Source organism: Bradyrhizobium uaiense, from assembly GCF_010811875.1.
Taxonomy (GTDB): domain Bacteria; phylum Pseudomonadota; class Alphaproteobacteria; order Rhizobiales; family Xanthobacteraceae; genus Bradyrhizobium; species Bradyrhizobium uaiense.
Genome location: NZ_VKHP01000002.1, coordinates 93381 through 110108, shown reverse-complemented (window position 1 = coordinate 110108; position 16728 = coordinate 93381). Strand labels below are relative to the sequence as shown.

General features: G+C 64.4%; 16 protein-coding genes and 1 pseudogene. 10 read left to right on the top strand and 7 right to left on the bottom strand.

The window, feature by feature from the left end:
• Window positions 1-16: 16 nt before the first annotated feature.
• From FNJ47_RS01060 to FNJ47_RS01050, 3 genes are all read left to right on the top strand, one after another.
• Window positions 17-1306 carry an O-antigen ligase family protein gene (locus FNJ47_RS01060; protein WP_163149574.1) on the top strand — a complete coding sequence of 430 codons (1290 nt, stop codon included), beginning with the start codon at window positions 17-19 and terminating at the stop codon, window positions 1304-1306.
• Window positions 1303-2328 carry a glycoside hydrolase family 5 protein gene (locus FNJ47_RS01055; RefSeq protein WP_163149572.1) on the top strand — a complete coding sequence of 342 codons (1026 nt, stop codon included), beginning with the start codon at window positions 1303-1305 and terminating at the stop codon, window positions 2326-2328. Before FNJ47_RS01060 ends, FNJ47_RS01055 begins: the two co-directional genes overlap by 4 nt.
• A gap of 182 nt (window positions 2329-2510) precedes the next feature.
• Window positions 2511-3731: an MFS transporter gene (locus FNJ47_RS01050; RefSeq protein WP_430649340.1), complete on the top strand. Its 1221-nt coding sequence runs from the start codon at window positions 2511-2513 to the stop codon at window positions 3729-3731.
• Between the two features lie 8 nt (window positions 3732-3739).
• Here FNJ47_RS01050 and FNJ47_RS01045 read toward each other — a convergent pair whose 3' ends face one another.
• From FNJ47_RS01045 to clpB, 5 genes are all read right to left on the bottom strand, one after another.
• Window positions 3740-3931, bottom strand: a complete 192-nt coding sequence (locus FNJ47_RS01045) for a hypothetical protein (RefSeq protein WP_163149568.1) — start codon at window positions 3929-3931, stop codon at window positions 3740-3742.
• Between the two features lie 81 nt (window positions 3932-4012).
• Window positions 4013-4828: a family 1 encapsulin nanocompartment shell protein gene (locus tag FNJ47_RS01040; protein WP_163149566.1), complete on the bottom strand. Its 816-nt coding sequence runs from the start codon at window positions 4826-4828 to the stop codon at window positions 4013-4015.
• Complete coding sequence (locus FNJ47_RS01035; RefSeq protein WP_163149563.1) at window positions 4821-5882, bottom strand: Dyp-type peroxidase; 1062 nt, start codon at window positions 5880-5882, stop codon at window positions 4821-4823. The genes FNJ47_RS01040 and FNJ47_RS01035 overlap by 8 nt, the downstream gene beginning before the upstream one ends.
• A gap of 121 nt (window positions 5883-6003) precedes the next feature.
• Complete coding sequence (locus FNJ47_RS01030; RefSeq protein ID WP_163149561.1) at window positions 6004-6273, bottom strand: DUF2171 domain-containing protein; 270 nt, start codon at window positions 6271-6273, stop codon at window positions 6004-6006.
• Window positions 6274-6389: 116 nt separating this feature from the next.
• Window positions 6390-9002, bottom strand: coding sequence for an ATP-dependent chaperone ClpB (gene clpB, locus FNJ47_RS01025; protein WP_163149560.1), 2613 nt, complete (start codon window positions 9000-9002; stop codon window positions 6390-6392).
• Window positions 9003-9677: 675 nt separating this feature from the next.
• Between clpB and FNJ47_RS01020 the strand changes: the two genes are divergently transcribed.
• The 5 genes from FNJ47_RS01020 to FNJ47_RS01000 all read left to right on the top strand — a co-directional run bounded on the left by FNJ47_RS01020 (window position 9678) and on the right by FNJ47_RS01000 (window position 12836).
• Window positions 9678-11015 (top strand): YXWGXW repeat-containing protein, encoded by a 1338-nt coding sequence (locus tag FNJ47_RS01020; RefSeq protein ID WP_163149558.1) that lies wholly within the window; start codon window positions 9678-9680, stop codon window positions 11013-11015.
• 88 nt (window positions 11016-11103) lie between these two features.
• Window positions 11104-11286 (top strand): hypothetical protein, encoded by a 183-nt coding sequence (locus FNJ47_RS01015; RefSeq protein ID WP_163149556.1) that lies wholly within the window; start codon window positions 11104-11106, stop codon window positions 11284-11286.
• Window positions 11287-11409: 123 nt separating this feature from the next.
• Window positions 11410-12312 carry a DnaJ C-terminal domain-containing protein gene (locus FNJ47_RS01010; protein ID WP_163149553.1) on the top strand — a complete coding sequence of 301 codons (903 nt, stop codon included), beginning with the start codon at window positions 11410-11412 and terminating at the stop codon, window positions 12310-12312.
• Entirely contained in the window at window positions 12309-12584 is a 276-nt protein-coding gene (locus tag FNJ47_RS01005; RefSeq protein WP_163149552.1) for a chaperone modulator CbpM, read from the top strand. The genes FNJ47_RS01010 and FNJ47_RS01005 overlap by 4 nt, the downstream gene beginning before the upstream one ends.
• Window positions 12585-12611: 27 nt before the next feature.
• Window positions 12612-12836, top strand: coding sequence for a hypothetical protein (locus tag FNJ47_RS01000; RefSeq protein WP_016843345.1), 225 nt, complete (start codon window positions 12612-12614; stop codon window positions 12834-12836).
• Window positions 12837-12838: 2 nt separating this feature from the next.
• Here FNJ47_RS01000 and FNJ47_RS00995 read toward each other — a convergent pair whose 3' ends face one another.
• Window positions 12839-13072, bottom strand: a complete 234-nt coding sequence (locus tag FNJ47_RS00995) for a hypothetical protein (RefSeq protein ID WP_163149550.1) — start codon at window positions 13070-13072, stop codon at window positions 12839-12841.
• 60 nt (window positions 13073-13132) lie between these two features.
• Window positions 13133-14867, bottom strand: a pseudogene (gene ybaL / locus FNJ47_RS00990) (YbaL family putative K(+) efflux transporter).
• Between the two features lie 113 nt (window positions 14868-14980).
• Here ybaL and FNJ47_RS00985 point away from each other — a divergent pair.
• Window positions 14981-15646 (top strand): HAD family hydrolase, encoded by a 666-nt coding sequence (locus FNJ47_RS00985; protein ID WP_163149548.1) that lies wholly within the window; start codon window positions 14981-14983, stop codon window positions 15644-15646.
• A 9-nt stretch (window positions 15647-15655) separates the two neighbouring features.
• The gene (locus tag FNJ47_RS00980; RefSeq protein ID WP_163149546.1) at window positions 15656-16609 is read left to right on the top strand and encodes a sugar-binding transcriptional regulator; all 954 of its coding nucleotides are present in this window, start codon (window positions 15656-15658) and stop codon (window positions 16607-16609) included.
• The last annotated feature ends 119 nt before the right edge of the window (window positions 16610-16728 follow it).

Genomic DNA, 16728 nt, shown 5'->3' with positions numbered 1-16728 from the left:
AGCGGAGTACAATCGAATGGATGGTCGCGCGCTCGATAGCTCGACCTGGCAGGCGCCAGGCGTCGAGGCGGAAAATTTCGCACGGACCGTCGTCAATTGGTCGATCACGATCAACGTGATCGTGTCGATGGGGACCTTTCACGCTGCGTTGCTGCCGACCGAAATAACCCTGGTGCAGCAGGCCATCGCACTCGCGATGTGGGGTGTGCTGATCTACGCGAGCTTGTTCATCCGTGCCTGCCTTCGACTGGCCTTCAATCTCGACACGCTTGTGATCATCGCATTCTATGCGTTCGCCACGATTTCCGTGTTCTGGACCAATCTGGACGCCGCAGCCCTCATGAAGGCCGCGGCGCTCGCGATCACGACGCTTGGCGCGTTCTGCATGATCACCCGCGTCGACATCGACGACATCGTGAAATCGACGACCCGCGGCCTGTTCGTGCTGATCGCGGCCTCGGCGTTCTGTGCGATCGTGCTTCCGGACATCGGGATCGATCAGGCCTGGATGCACAACGGGCAATGGCAAGGCGTCTTCGAATCGAAGCAAACCCTGGGCTTCGCCGCGGCCTATCTCATGTTCTTTGCCTGCTATCGAAAGATGACCGGACGGGGCTGGCTGCCGTTCCTCGTGACATTTGCGCTGGCCTCAGCCTGCGTCGTCTTCTCGGAGTCCCGTGGCGCCGGTGCCCTGTCGCTGGTCGCCTGCGCGCTGCTGCTGACCTCGCTGTGGTCGATCAGGTGCATGCAGGTCTATGCGGTGCTGCCCTGCATCATGTGCGTCGCGGCCGTGTTGCTTATCCTGTATTTCTACGCGACCGGATACGACTCGATCCATATCTTCGATACGACGATCAACTTCACGGAGCGAACGTTCATCTGGCAGTACGCCATCAGCCATTTCGATGACGCGCCGCTGTTCGGATTCGGCATCAACGGGTTCTGGACCAATCCGGCGATCTACGATTATTTCAACCAGAACCACGGCTGGGTGCTCGACAACTACCACAATGGCTACATCGCCATTCTCGTCGAGACCGGTTTCTTCGGCTATTTCCTGTTCGCGGCGAGCGTCTTCCTGTTCTCCTACAAAATGCTCTGCTTGATCGCAGGACGGGCAATCGACCGTCTGCACTGCGCGCTGATCGTCGGGTTTGTGTTCCTCAACTGCCAGACCAATTTCACCGAGACGGTCTTCCTTCGCTCGACCATGTTCACGTCGGTGCTGCTGATCGCATTCTTCCTCGCGGCTTGCCGGCCGATGTCGTCGCCGCGCGCGCGGCTCCGCGAGCAGGAGCAGCCATGACAGCGCTCCGGTCGCATTTGCAAGGAGCCGTCGGCGTGCTGCTGGCGGCGGCGCTCGCTGCCGTGCTGATCTCGCCGGTCAATGCAGCCGGGCAGGGTGCGTCTCCGGCGGTCGCAGCGTTGGGGCGCGGCATCAACATTCTCGGCTATGACGGTATCTGGGAAGGCTACCAGGATGCACCGTTCCGCCATGAAAACCTCTCCGCCATCCGCAAGGCCGGCTTTTCGCATGTGCGGATCAACTTCTTCGGCTTCAGGCACATGGATTCCGGCAACATTCTGGATAATGCTGTGTTGCGGCGCCTCGATGCCGTGATCGAACAGGTCTTCGCGAGCAAGCTGATTCCGATCCTCGACGAGCACGACACCGACCTCTGCCAGCGCGACGTGCCGGAATGCACGGTGAAGCTCAAGGCGTTCTGGCGCCAGGTCGCGGCGCGCTATGCGGGGAAATATCCGGCGCTGCTGTTCGAGATCCTGAACGAGCCTGGCGGCAACATGACCTCGGCCGAGTGGAATGGTCTGCTCGCCGATTGTCTTGCGATCATCCGGGAGACGAATCCGAAGCGGAATGTCGTGGTCGCCATCCTGAACACCGAGGAGCTGCCGATCGACCAGCTGGCGCTGCCGGCCGGCGACCGAAACCTCATCGTCACGTTCCACTATTACCTGCCGCTGCAATTCACCCATCAGGGTGCACCGTGGTCGGCGACCTTCTCGAAGATCGGTCCGTTGAGCTGGGGCTCGGCGGAGGACGAAGCGAGGGCTGCTGCCGATCTCGACAAGGTCCGGTTCTGGTCGGAGAAGGAAAAGCGCCCGATCTATCTTGGCGAGTTCGGCGTCTATGAGCGCGCGCCGGCGGAGAGCCGGGCGAAGTACCTGTCGTTCATGACACGAAGCGCTGAAACATTCGGCTGGGCGTGGGCCTATTGGCAGTTCGATCACGATTTCGCGGCGTTCGACAGTGTCCGGCAACGCTGGAAGGGCGACATCCTGCGCGCAATCATTCCTCCGGTTCGATGAATCCTGGCGGTCCGGGCGCGGCGTCTGATTCAGGATCGCGCGGTACGCCTTGCCTTGTCTTGCATGCCCCGAGGAATAATACTCGCTTCGAACCGCCAGACAAGGAACCGAGAGTGTTGCCGGAGATTGCGAGCAGGGAATTCGATGTCAAGCGCGCAGCCTTTGCCGCGACCATCGGCAATATGCTGGAGTTCTACGACTTCATCACCTACAGCTTCTTTGCGACCGAGATCGGGCGCACCTTCTTCCCCGCGCATAGCGAATACGGCAGCCTGATGCTGTCGCTTGCGACCTTCGGCGCCGGCTTCCTGACGCGGCCGATCGGCGGCATCGTGCTCGGCATCTTCTCCGATCGCGTCGGCCGGCGGCCGGCGATGTTGCTGAGTTTCGCGTTGATGGGCGGGGCGATCCTGACCATCGCGCTGACGCCATCTTATGCCGCGATCGGCATCGTGGCGCCTGTTATCGTGATCCTGGCGCGGATGGTGCAGGGATTTGCGCTCGGCGGCGAGGTCGGGCCGACGACGGCGTACCTCATCGAGATCGCGGCACCTCGGAATCGCGGCCTGGTGGTGGCATGGCAGCCCGCCAGCCAGGAGATCGCGGCGACGATCGGCGCGCTTGTCGGGGTCGTCCTGAGCAGCACGATGGCGCCCGATATGCTGCAGGCCTATGGATGGCGCGTCGCATTCCTGCTCGGCGCCGTCTGCCTGCCGTTCGGCATCTGGATGCGCCGCACGCTGCCGGAAACAGTTTCGCACGGCGAGCACGTCGCCGGGCAGGTCGAAATTTCGAGCCATGTCGCGTTGGCGCGCCGGCATCTTCGCGTGATCGTGCTGGCGGTGATGATCCTGGCCAGCGGCACGATCTCGACCTATGTGACGCAATACATGACGACCTACGCCAAGAACACGTTGCATGTGTCGCCGTCGCTCGCCTTCACCGTCTCGCTGGTCAGCAACGGATTGCAGATCATCGGCGCCGTGCTGGGCGGCTGGCTTGCCGACCGGCTCGGCCGCAAGCCGATCATGATCTGGCCGCAGCTGGTCGTGCTGGTGCTGACCTATCCGGCGTTCCTGTGGATCGTCCGCGACCCCGGCGCATGGTCGCTGCTGTTCGGATTCGGCATCCTGTCATTCATCGGATCGCTGCCGTTCACGGCCTTCTATGCCGCATTCACCGAAGCCTTGCCGCAGAATATCCGTGGCGGCGTGTTTGCCACGATCTACGCGGTCGCCATCGCGACGTTCGGCGGCACCGCGCAGCTCGTGGTCACATGGCTGCTGCACGTCACCGGAGATCCGCTGGCGCCGTCTTGGTATCTCCTGCTCGCGGCCGCGGTCGGCATCGTGGCGATGAGCTTGATGCCGGAGACCGCGCCGGTGAAGACAGGAGAGAAATAGCGCGGCGTTTAATCCATGTCGCGGAAGGCGTGGCCGTTGGCCTCGATCTCCTTCACGAGCTGCGGCGGCAGATTGACCTGCCCGGAGGTGCCGTCGAACACCCAGTCCTTGGCATCGGCAAGATCGGGAAGACCGGCGCCCTTGCGGACGTAGAGACCGACCGATGCCTTCTTCGGGTTGATGTAGAGATCGTAGTCCATTGCGCGCCTCCTCTCCGTTGCAGTTTGGCGGAAGCTCCGGCCGCAGCCGGAGACTTCCTGGAAGAGTGAACGCCGGAAAGATCAGGCGGGTTTCTTCGCCTCCGGCGCAAGCACCACCGATGCCTCGCTCGTCAGCATCAGGAAAATCATGGTCTCCTGGAAATACAGCTGGACCGATGTCGCAGAGTGGCTGAGATAGCCGATCGAAAGGTCCTGACCGATCGAGAGCTGGAAGTCGCCGCCACGGGTGGTCAGCAGCACGCCGCCCTGGATTGCGGGCGCCCAGACGATCTTGCCGTCGATCAGCCGCTGGATGTGTTGCAGCACCGGGTAGCCGTCGTCGGTTGCACCGCCGATCGCGGTATAGGGTTCGGTGCCGAGCAGCAGCGTATAGGGGCCGTTGACGCCGGCGAGCCGCAGCTGGCTGACCGCCTGCGCGACCACGCCGGGGTAGTTCTTGACGCTCGCCGGCAGCGTCAGCACCGGGTTGCTCGTGCCCTGACGGATGCCCTGAATGCCCGCGGCCGTGTAGCCGTCGAACACCGCGCGATCCTCGGCGAAGGCGATCTTGCGCGCGGCGTCCTTCAGCGGATCCCAGTCGGAATCATTGGAGCCGCGCTCGACATCGTCGATTGCCTGCCGCGAAAGTTCGAACGGCACGCGCAGCTCGACCAGTGCGCGGACGTCGCGTTGCGTCGCCTCGACCCCGTCGCCGGGCGTCGGAATTTTCTTGAGATGGCCGGTGCCGACGGCGGAGAAGTCCGTTCCCTTCGGGCCATCGACGTCGACGACACGGCGCGCCGCCAGATGGCGCTTCAACGTGCGCGCAGCTTCCTCCTCGATCTGGGCCCATGCCGCGTCCGAGATGGGGGCCAACCCCCGATGAAGATTATTCATGTCCAGCCTCTCCTTTCAGCGAGCCTATACCGAGCGAGCCATCGGACGGCGGTATTCTTGGTGCCGGTGTGTCGTCATCTCCTGCGTCACCCGATGTCGGCTCGGCGGACGAGGCCGCCGGCGCCGCGTTCGCGGCGTCCTCCAGGAAAGTCGCCGACGGGATGAAGAACAGTATGCCGGTCACGGGGCGGCTGAAGTCGAGCAGGCGGTCATAATTGCCCGGCGGCTTGCCGACGAACATGTTCTTCAGCATCTGCTCGATCCGGTGCGGGGATTTGGCATAGCCGATGAAATAGGTGCCGAACTCGCCCTTGCTGACGTTGCCGAACGGCATGTTGTCGCGCACGATATCGAGCTCCTCGCCGTTCTCGACGATCGTGGTCAGGGCGTTGTGCGCGTAGCTCGGCTTCACCGCATCGTCGAGCTCGATGTCGGACAGCTTGGTGCGGCCGATGATCTTCTCCTGCATCTCGACCGGCAGCTCGTTCCACTTGGTCAGGTCGTGCAGGTATTTCTGCACGATCACGTAGCTGCCGCCGGCGAAGGCGGCATCTTCGTCGCCGATGATGGTGGCCTCTAGCGCTGCCTGATCGACGGGATTCTCGGTGCCGTCGACAAAGCCGAGCAGGTCTCGCTCGTCGAAATATTTGAAGCCGTGCACCTCGTCCGAGGTGGCAACCGCATCGCCGAGCCGCGACATGATCTGCGAGGCGAGCTCGAAGCAGAGGTCCATCGGCACGGCGCGGATGTGAAACAGCAGGTCGCCCGGCGTCGAGACCGCATGGTGGACGCCGTTGATCTCGCGGAACGGATGCAGGCCTTGCGGCTTCGGCGCACCGAACAGCCGGTCCCATGCATCCGAGCCGATGCCCATGACGCAGGACAGCCGGCCCTCGAGATCGCGGAAGCCCACGGCGCGCACCAGCGCGGCCAGATCGGCGCACAGCGATCGCACCACGGTGTCATATTCCGGATTGGGCTTGATCGTGACCGCAAGGAAGATGGCCGCGCGCGTCAGCTTCGCAGCGACCGGTTGCGGAACGGCTGATGGCACACATCTCTCCCTAACTAAAACGGCTAGTCCGCGACGACGGAGGGCAGGCCGGACGCCGGATCGACGTCCAGATACAGGGGAGAGGAGCATGCCACCGGGACCTTTACAAGAGCCCGGATAACTACGCTTCCGCGGACGGACCAACCGGCTTGCCGGACTTCTCCTCCTCTAGAGTCACCGCGATGGCGGCATTGGCGGAGAGCCGAACCTTGGAGCCTTCGACGCCCGCCACGAAGCCGAGCTCGATAAAGTGGTGATGGCCCTTGTGGAAGCCATCGCTGTCGCTCTTCTTGAGCTTGATGCGGTTGCCTTCGACGCGATCGACGGTGCCGACATGCACGCCATCGGCGCCGATGACCTCCATGTTGTCCTTGATGTTCTGCTGTGTCATGACGCTCTCCCTGGTTGCGGGTCAGCTTGTTTGTTCAGCTTGTACATTCAGCTTGCTTATGATGCGCCCAGACGACGCGGCGATGACGGCGCGTCGTTGGCCGATCGGGACTTCGCTCACACCGGTTCGAACTCGTCCGCTGCCGCGTTCTCCGGCTTTTTGCCATTGAAGGTGAGGCCGGCCTTGGTGGCTGATAGTTTCACCTGCGAGCCATCGCGGACATCGCCGGCGAGGATCATTTCGGCGAGCGGATCCTGCACGCTGCGCTGGATCACCCGCTTCAGCGGGCGGGCGCCATAGGCGGGATCCCAGCCCTTCTCCGCCAGCCAGTCGCGCGCCTTCGGGTCGAGCTCCAGATCGATCTTGCGATCCTCGAGCAGCTTGCGCAGGCGCGAAAACTGGATCTCGACGATGCGGCCCATGTCGCTCTTCTGCAGCCGGTGGAACAGGATGATCTCGTCGAGCCGGTTGAGGAATTCCGGGCGGAAATGTGCCCGCACCATGTTCATCACCTGCTCGCGCACCGCGCTGGTGCTCTGGCCCTCCGGCTGGTTGACGAGATATTCCGCGCCGATGTTCGAGGTCATGATGATCAGCGTGTTGCGGAAATCGACGGTACGGCCCTGGCCGTCAGTGAGACGGCCGTCGTCGAGCACCTGCAGCAGCACGTTGAAGACATCAGGATGCGCTTTCTCGATCTCGTCGAACAGCACGACCTGATAGGGCCGGCGCCGCACCGCTTCGGTCAGTGCGCCGCCCTCGTCATAGCCGACATAGCCGGGCGGCGCGCCGATCAGCCGCGAGACCGAGTGCTTCTCCATGTATTCGGACATGTCGAGGCGGATCATCGCGGTCTCGTCGTCGAACAGATATTCGGCGAGCGCCTTTGCCAGCTCAGTCTTGCCGACGCCGGTGGGCCCGAGAAACATGAACGAGCCGATCGGCCGGTTCGGATCCTGCAAGCCGGCGCGGGCGCGGCGCACCGCAGTCGACACCGCACGGACCGCCTCGGCCTGGCCGACGACGCGCTTGCCGAGCATCTCCTCCATGCGCAGCAGCTTGTCCTTCTCACCCTCCAGCATCTTGTCGACGGGGACGCCGGTCCAGCGCGAGACCACCTGCGCGATATTATCGGCGGTCACGGTCTCGCTGGCGGACGAGGTCTCGCTGGCTTCGACCGTCGCGAGCTTCTTCTCCAGCTCCGGAATGCGGCCGTAGGCCAGTTCTCCCGCCTTCTGGAATTCGCCCTTGCGCTGCGCATTGGCAAGCTCGGTGCGCAACTGCTCGAGGTCGCCCTTCATCTTCTGCGCATCGGAGAGTTTGCTCTTCTCGGAGCGCCATCTCGATGTCATGTCCGCCGACTTCTTCTCCAGATCGACGAGATCCTTCTCGAGCGTCTGCAAGCGGCTCCTGGAACCGAGGTCGGTCTCCTTCTTGAGCGCCTCCTGCTCGATCTTGAGACGGATGATCTCGCGGTCGAGCGAGTCGAGCTCTTCGGGCTTGGAATCGACCTGCATCTTCAGTCGTGCCGCCGCCTCGTCCATCAGGTCGATGGCCTTGTCGGGCAGGAAGCGATCGGTGATGTAGCGGTTCGAGAGCGTGGTGGCGGCAACCAGCGCCGAATCCGCAATGCGCACGCCATGATGCTGCTCGTATTTGTCCTTCAGCCCGCGCAGGATCGAGATGGTGTCCTCGACCGTCGGCTCGGAGACGAACACCGGCTGGAAGCGCCGGGCCAGCGCCGGGTCCTTCTCCACGTGTTTGCGATATTCGTCGAGCGTGGTGGCGCCGATGCAATGCAGCTCGCCGCGGGCGAGTGCGGGCTTCAGCAGGTTCGATGCGTCCATCGCGCCGTCACCCTTGCCGGCGCCGATCAGGGTATGCATTTCGTCGATGAACAGGATGATGCCGCCCTCGGCGGACGTCACTTCCTGCAGCACGGCCTTGAGCCGTTCCTCGAACTCGCCGCGATATTTCGCGCCCGCAATCAGCGCGCCGAGATCGAGCGCGAGCAGCGCCTTGTCCTGCAGGCTCTCCGGCACGTCGCCATTGACGATGCGCAGCGCCAGGCCCTCGACGATCGCGGTCTTGCCGACGCCGGGCTCGCCGATCAGGACGGGATTGTTCTTGGTTCGCCGCGACAGCACCTGGATGGTGCGGCGGATTTCCTCGTCGCGGCCGATCACCGGATCGAGCTTGCCGTCGCGCGCGGCCTGGGTGAGGTCGCGGGCGTATTTCTTCAGCGCGTCATAGGAATTCTCGGCCGATGCGCTGTCGGCGGTGCGGCCCTTGCGCAGCGCATTGATCGCCGCATTCAGGTTCTGCGGATTGACGCCGCCCTTGGCAAGCAGCTTGCCGGCGTCGCTGTCCTTGTCGGCCGCGAGGGCCTGCAACAGGCGCTCGACCGAGACGAAACTGTCGCCGGCCTTGTCGGCGGCTTGTTCCGCCGCGGCGAAGGCGCGTGCGGTATCGGGTGCCAGATAAATTTGCCCGGAGCCGGCGCCGCTGACCTTCGGCACCTTCGCCAGCGCGTCTTCGGTGGCCTTGAGGATCGCGCGCGAGTTGCCGCCGGCCCGGTCGATCAGGCCGGCCGCGAGGCCTTCAGGGTCATCGAGCAGCACCTTCAGGATGTGGAGCGTCGAGAACTGCTGGTGTCCCTCGCGCATCGCGAGCGACTGTGCCGACTGAATGAAGCCGCGAACGCGATCGGTATATTTTTCAATGTTCATTGTGGCACCTCAAGGCAACGCAGGCTCGTCGAGATCAAATCATGCCATGCATTCCGGCCGGTGACAGATGGCGGAACGATGACATCCAACATGCGGCAGCCGAGATGCAATTGCGCCGGCGGAAAACCACGGGCCTGACGCTGCCGCAACCCGCATCGTGTGGTCGTTTCAGGGGTGTGTCAATCGCCACGGGGGACCGTTGGCGTGCTGCGCCTAAGCTCTTGCGACGGCAGATGGTCGTCCCCGGCACTCGTCCGGATGCACTGCTGCGGACATTTCGTCATACCGGGCGCATGCGTCATGCCGACAGCGGCTTGGCCGATCGCCGTGCTCGCCGAAGACGTGCGGTTCGATGAGCCCGGATCGTTACAGTTGCATGAAAGCCTGGAAGTTATATTCGCGCTTTCGGAAACGGTGACTATGCGTTGTATGGCGCGCTCGACGATGCAGCTGCGCGCCGCGCGATGTTCCACTGAATCGCGCAACACGACGTCACCACACACTCTGAACTGTCGATGAATGGCAACGTGATTGCGTTTCCGTTTGCATCGACGTGTTTCAGGCTGGTGTAAGGTGAAGGGTCTAGCGATGAAGTGTGTCGGTCCGTTGCCGATGCACGGAACTTTTGTTCCGGTTCTCACGTTGAAACAAACGTGCTCATCGAAGAGGCTCCCAATGACCACTCGTCTTCTATCGACCGTGTCGTGTGCAGCGATTGCCACGGCGCTGCTCTATGCGACGGCCGTGCCGGCAAACGCGCAGGATGCGGCATGCGCGCCGGTCAGCGCTGTCGACACCGCGCCGCCGCCGCTGCCGACATACGATCAGCCGCCGGTGCCTGGGCCGGGCTACATGTGGTCGCCGGGCAATTGGTCGTGGGACGAGGATCGCGGTGATTACTACTGGGTGCCCGGCACCTGGGTGCAGCCGCCGCGAGTAGGGCTGCTGTGGACGCCCGGTTACTGGGGCGCGTTCGGCGGCGGCTTCATTTTCCATCAGGGCTATTGGGGTGATCGCGTCGGCTTCTACGGCGGCATCAATTACGGCTTCGGCTACGGCGGTGCGGGCTATGAAGGCGGCCGCTGGGATCATGGCAACTTCTTCTACAATCGCAGCGTGAACAATCTGCAGGGCGCGCAGATCAACAACGTCTACGAGAAGAACGTCACGATCAACCAGACCACCGTCAACAACGTCAGCTACAATGGCGGCACCGGCGGTATCGAGGCGCGGCCCACCGCTGCCGATCGCGCGGTCGCCAAGGAACAGCATTTCGCGGCGACGCCGTTGCAACGCAAGCAGATCGAGACCGCAAGCCAGGATCCGAGCCTGTTCAAGCGCGCCAACAACGGCGTGCCCGCCATCGGCGCAACCGCGCGTCCCGGCGAGTTGAAGGGACCGGGCGTGGTCCGCGCGCATGCTCCCGGCGAGGCTGTGCCAGCCACCGCCGCAAAGCCGGCGGCCGGCGAGCCGGCGCGGCCGGGGTCCCCAGCTGCACCCGCGCCTGCGACTGCGGCTGCACCTGCGACCTCCCACGCGCTCCCGGTCCCGGGCAAGGAAGTTCCTGCGGCGCATCCGACCGCTCAGGAGAACAAGCCTGCGGTCGAGGAGAAGCACGCGGCTCCCGTGCCCGAGACGAAGGTCGAGCCGCATCCTGCTGCACCGGCGCCTGCCGGATCTCATGCGCTTCCGGTCCCCGAGAAGGGCGTCGCTGCGCATCCGCCCGCCGAGGTGAACAAGCCCGCGGTCGAAGAGAAACGCGCAGCACCTGTCGCAGCGCCCAAGGTCGAGCCGCGGCCCGAGCCTGCCGCGAAGCCCGTCGCGCGGCCGGAGCAGGCAGTAAGGCCTGAGCCTCGCCCGGAGCCTGCTGCACGGCCGGAGACGATGGCACACCCTGAGGCGCATCCGCAGCCGGCGGCACCGCACGTGCAGGCCGCCCCGCATGTTCAGGCACCGCCGCATGGTGCGCCTGCCGGCCATCCCGCAGAGGAGAAGCGGCAGGAGCAACATTAGGGTATGATCTCGCGCTCCGCCGGCTCGTTCCGGCGGAGCGCGCACTCTCTTCTGCCGGTGCGCAAGCGATCATCACTGGAGGTCGGTCATGGCACAGAGTCACGGCGGCAGCGGACAGCTTGACGACGGCAAGCCTCGCTTGAGCGAGGACGACATGCAGCGAGCCCTGCTCGGTCCAAGGGGCGTGCCGGGCAAGCCGGATCCCGCCAAGATGACCCCGCAGCAGCAAAAGAACATGCCGAACTATCTGGATCCCGGACATACGTCTTAAAGCGTCCTGTGACATGAGCGGATGTTGCGTCGCCCATTGCCGGCTGGCGCGAGCGCACTTGCAAATCGTCTGCTTTTGCGCCCTCATAATTGCAGGTGCACTCACGGTGTTGCGGAGCAGGTTGTGAGAAATCCGTACGAGGTTCTTGGCGTTGCCCCGACGGCGTCTGCGGCCGATATCCAGAAGGCCTATCGGAAGCTCGCGAAGAAGCTGCACCCGGATCTCAATCCGGGTGACAAGGCCGCCGAGGATAAATTCAAGGAAGTCGCCGCTGCGAACGATCTGCTCTCGGATGCCGACAGGCGCAAGCGCTTCGACGCCGGCGAGATCGACGCTGATGGCACCGAGCGCCCGCAGCATCGCTACTACCGGGACTTCGCCACCGCGGGTGAGGGGCATCCCTATGCCGACAGTTCAGGCTATGCCGACTATATGGATCAGGACGACGCGTTCGCCGAACTGCTCCGGCGCAGCGAGCAGGCGCGCGCCAACCGGCGCGGCCGCGACCTGCACTACAGCCTTGCGGTCGACTTCTCGGAATCGATCGCCGGTGCGAGCAAGCGCCTGACGCTTCCCGACGGCGGCACGCTCGACGTCACGATCCCGCCGGGCCTCGTCGACGGTCAGGTCATCCGCCTGCGCGGCAAGGGCATGCCCGGTAGCGGCAAGGGCGGTCCCGGCGATGCGCTGATCGAGGGCGAGGTTCGCCCCGATCCGCGCTTCGCGCGCGAGGGCGACGACATCTCGCTGGAATTGCCGATCTCGCTGTCCGAGGCGGTGCTCGGCGGCAAGGTCAATGTTCCGACCCCGACCGGCGCGGTCACCATGACGGTGCCGAAGGGCTCGAACACCGGCACGACGCTGCGGCTGCGCGGCAAGGGCGCGCCCAAGGTCGGCGGCGGTCACGGCGATGAGTTCGTCAAGCTCAAGGTGGTCCTGCCCAAGGGACCCGATCCCGCGCTCGAGGCGTTCGTGTCGAACTGGGATCGCAAGGGATTCAATCCACGCGATGATGGTGCATCATGAACAAGCAGCAGTTCCTCATCGATGCGGGTCTGGAGGTGCAGACCCTGGAGCTCTGGGTCGAGCAGCGATGGCTCATTCCGGACGAGACCGCGCACGAGATCAGTTTCTCCGATACCGACGTGGCGCGCGCGCATCTGATCCGGGACCTGAAGGGCGACTTCGGCGTCAACGATGAGGGGATCGACGTCATCCTGCATCTGGTCGATCAGCTGCATGGCCTGCGCCGCGCGTTCGAGCAATTACACAAGGATATTGCGTCACCGCCGCGCTAACGACGAACCTCAGCCTCGGAGACGATCATGACGGACAAGCCGACGCCGCTGGCCCATGGCGAGATCGACGTTCTCATCCTGCAGGCGCTGGTACGCAAGCTGATCGCGAAGGGCGTGCTGACGCCGGATGACGTCCGCTCGATGCTGTTCGAGGCTGCGAAGAATCTTGATCTGGTCGGCAGTGAGCTGACGACGGAAGCCGCCAACATCATCGTGCAGGAAGATCTGGCGCCAGCGTTCCTCGGTGGCTGACCTCAGGTCTGGCCGCCGCGGTTGGAGACCAGCCGGATTCGGGTCACCTGACCGGCATTGCCGGCGAGATAGGACTGCGCATCGCGCACCAGCCGCTCCGCTGCGGCGGCGTCATAGCTCGGATGGCGGGTGTTCAGATGCGAGTCAGTCTCGATCTGCATCACATTGCTCGTACCGTCCTTGCCGATCTCGATCGAGAACGACACCAGCGAAACATGCGGGCTCTTGAATGCCATACCCTGATCTCCATTGATCCCACGCGCGGCGCGGGCTCCCTTGGCCGTTGGGGCCGTTACCTAGGCCGCTGAGTCTTCCCTGGCCGCCGTTGTGTTTTGCATGGCGGATGTCGGCTGTGCCCGGTCGAGCTCCTCGATCATCCCTCGGGCGATCTCGCGCTCGCCCATGATGACGATGTCGGCGCCCAGGCCTGTCAGATGATCGACCTCTGCGTCGGAATGCGCCCGCGCGATGATCTGGATCGCGGGATTTGCAGCGCGCGCCTGCTCGACGATCTGTCCGGCCTCGAACGCTTCGGGAATGGCGATGACGAGCGATCGTGCGCCCGCCGGATTGGTCGCGCGCAGCACGCTGGCGCGCACGGCGTTGCCCATCAGGGCTTCGATGCCGCGCTTCTTCAGCTTTGCGACCATGTCGTCGGATGCCTCGACCGCGAGAAACGGCGCGTTGCGCCGATGGAGGGCGTCGCCGACGATGCTGCCGACCCGGCCGTAGCCGACCAGGATGGTATGATCCTGCAATTCGGTGACAGGGATCGCCTCGGACGTCGCGGCCGTCGGCGAGGCGGTCTCCGGCTTTTCGAGCCGCGACGTCAGCCAGTCGACCACCGCGAACACCAGCGGGTTGAGCATGATCGAGAAGATCGCGCCGGCCAGGATCAGGTCGCGGCCGGCCTTCGGCAGCAGATTGAGCGCGACGCCGAGCTCGGCGAGGATGAAGGAGAATTCACCGATCTGGGCGAGGCTCGCCGAGATCATCAGGGCGGTCGCCATCGGGTGACGGAACAGCACGACGATCAGCAGCGCTGCGAGCGACTTGCCGACCACGATGACGAACAGCGTCGCCACAAACGGCCAGGGCTCGCGCACCACGCTGAGCGGATCGAACAGCATGCCGACCGAGACGAAGAACAGCACCGCGAACGCATCGCGCAGCGGCAGGGTCTCCTGGGCGGCGCGCTGGCTGAGCGGCGATTCCCGCAGCATCATGCCGGCGAAGAAGGCGCCGAGCGCCAGCGAAACCCCGAACAGCTTGGTCGCGCCGAACGCGATGCAGAGCGCGATCGCAAGCACGGTCAGCCGGAACAGCTCGCGCGAGCCGGTGTGCGCGATGTAGTGCAGCACCCATGGGATCAGCCTGCGTCCGACCACCAGCATCAGCGCAATGAACAATGCGATCTTGATCAGCGTCAGCACCAGCACGCCGGTCAGCCCGAGCCCGAACCGGGTGGCGAGCGGATCGGAGACGAGCGCCGCGCCGTCGCCGCCCTGGAAGCTCGCCACCGCCGGGAACAGCACCAGCGCCAGCACCATTGCGAGGTCTTCCACGATCAGCCAGCCGACCGCAATCTTGCCGCGCTCGGTGTCCATCAGCCGTCGCTCCTGCAACGCGCGCAACCAGCACCACGGTACTTGCGACCGACAGCGCGAGCCCGAACACCAGGCCGGCGCCGACGGTCCAGCCCATCAACAGCGCGAGGGCGAGACCCATCAGCGTCGCGACCGCGATCTGTGCGACCGCGCCGGGCACCGCGATCTTGCGCACCGACAACAGATCGTTCAGCGAGAAATGCAGGCCGACGCCGAACATCAGCAGGATGATACCGAGCTCCGCGAGCTCGGTCGCCAGCGCCTGGTCGGCGACGAAGCCCGGCGTGAACGGACCCACGGCGACGCCGGCAAGCAGATAACCGACCAGTGGCGGAACCCGAAAGCGCTGGGCGATGGTTCCGAAGACGAAGGCCAATCCGAGACCCGCGACGACGGTCGCGATCAGAGGTGTGTCATGCGGCATTTCGCCTTGTCGCACAGCATCCCTGACGGTGCACCGCGACCATTTGAGGCGCGGCATTCCGCGCGAAACTATGATCTATTGCTCATAGCGTGAGCATATGATCTCATGCCGGCATGGATCCGCGGCTTCCCGAGACCGATCTGGTCATCTTCGACTGCGACGGCGTGCTCGTCGACAGCGAGGAATTGAGTTGCCGCTGTCTCGCCGAGGCGATGGTCCGGGCCGGCATCGAGATGAGCACCGAACGGGCGCTCGAACTTTTCCTCGGCCGCAGCACCGCAGCCTTGCTCGACTATTGCCGCGCCGTTGGAAAGTCATTGCCCGCGAATTTCCTGCCCGATCTTGCGGTGCAGGTCCGCGAGACATTCCGATCTCAACTCAAACCGATTGCCGGCATCGCGGCGGTGCTTGGAGAATTGCAGTTGCCGCATTGCGTCGCCTCGTCGAGCGACCTCGAGCGCGTGAAGTTCTCGCTGGACCTGACCGGCCTCGCGACGGGCTTCGGGCCGCGGCTCTATACCTCGCAGATGGTCAAGCACGGCAAGCCGTCGCCGGATCTGTTCTTGTATGCGGCAGCCGCGATGGGAGCCGAGCCGCGCCGAACGCTTGTGATCGAGGACAGCGTCAGCGGCGTGATGGCCGCGAAGGCGGCGGGGATGAAAGTGTGGGGATTTGTCGGCGGCACCCACTATCGGTTGGCGGACGGCAATGCTCTGCTGCGGCAGGCCGGGGCGGATCGAATCTTTGCCGCGATGACGGATTTCTGGAAGGAAGGTTGACGCAAGACGATGGCTGCGCCCGACAACGAAAAGTCTCGCCTGGAAGATGCGGCGCGCGCCGGCTGGCTCTATTTCATCGCGGGTCACACCCAGGACGAGATCGCAAAGATGCTGCAGGTGTCGCGGGCCTCGGCGCAGCGCTTGGTGTCGCTGTGCCTGGCGGAGCGGCTGATCACGTTTCGTCTCGAACATCCCATTGCAGCCTGCATGGAGCTGGCCTCACGGCTGAAGGAGCAGTTCGATCTGGTGCATTGCGACGTCGTGCCGTCAGATCCGTCGGCGCCGCTGTCGAATGCGGGGATCGCCGAACGCAGCGCCAATCTGCTGGAGACGACGCTGCGCTCGGAGACGCCGGTGATCGTGGCGCTGGGTACCGGCCGTGCCGTGCGCGCGGCGGTCGAGCGGGTCTCGCCGATCGAGCGGCCGGATCACCAGATCGTCTCGCTGGTCGGCAACATCTCCGCCGACGGCTCGGCGAGCTTCTACGACACGGTGGGGCGGCTGGCTGACCGCACCGGTGCGCGGCATTATCCGATGCCGCTGCCGTTCCTGATGTCGAGCGAGGACGAACGCAACCGCATGGTCCGTATCGATCCGATCGCGCGGGTGAGGGCGGTCGCTGCCAAGGCCGATCTGCGGCTGATCGGCATCGGCCAGATGGACCAGAAGGCCCAGGTCCATGTCGACGGCTTCGTCACCCGCGAGGAGCTCCTGGAGATGATGCGGCTCGGCGCGATCGGCGAGGTGACAGGCTGGGCCTATGACGCCAAGGGCCGCCTGATCAAGGGCGGCACCAACAAGCGCCTGACCAGCATTCCGCCGCAGATCCCCGCAGTCTCGACCACGATCGCGGCCGCCGTCGGCATCGCCAAGGTGCCGTCGATCAAGGCCGCACTGGCAGGCCGGGTGATCAACGGCCTGATCACCGATGAGGCCACCGCGCGCGCCGTGCTGGATCGTTAGACGCTTCCTTCGCTCCCGCAAAAACTCCATTCCAGGCTGTGGTGGAACCCGCAATCGCGCGGGACGGCGCACCCGCGTGCTTGACAAATTTTGACGACGGGATGAACATACGCTCAACA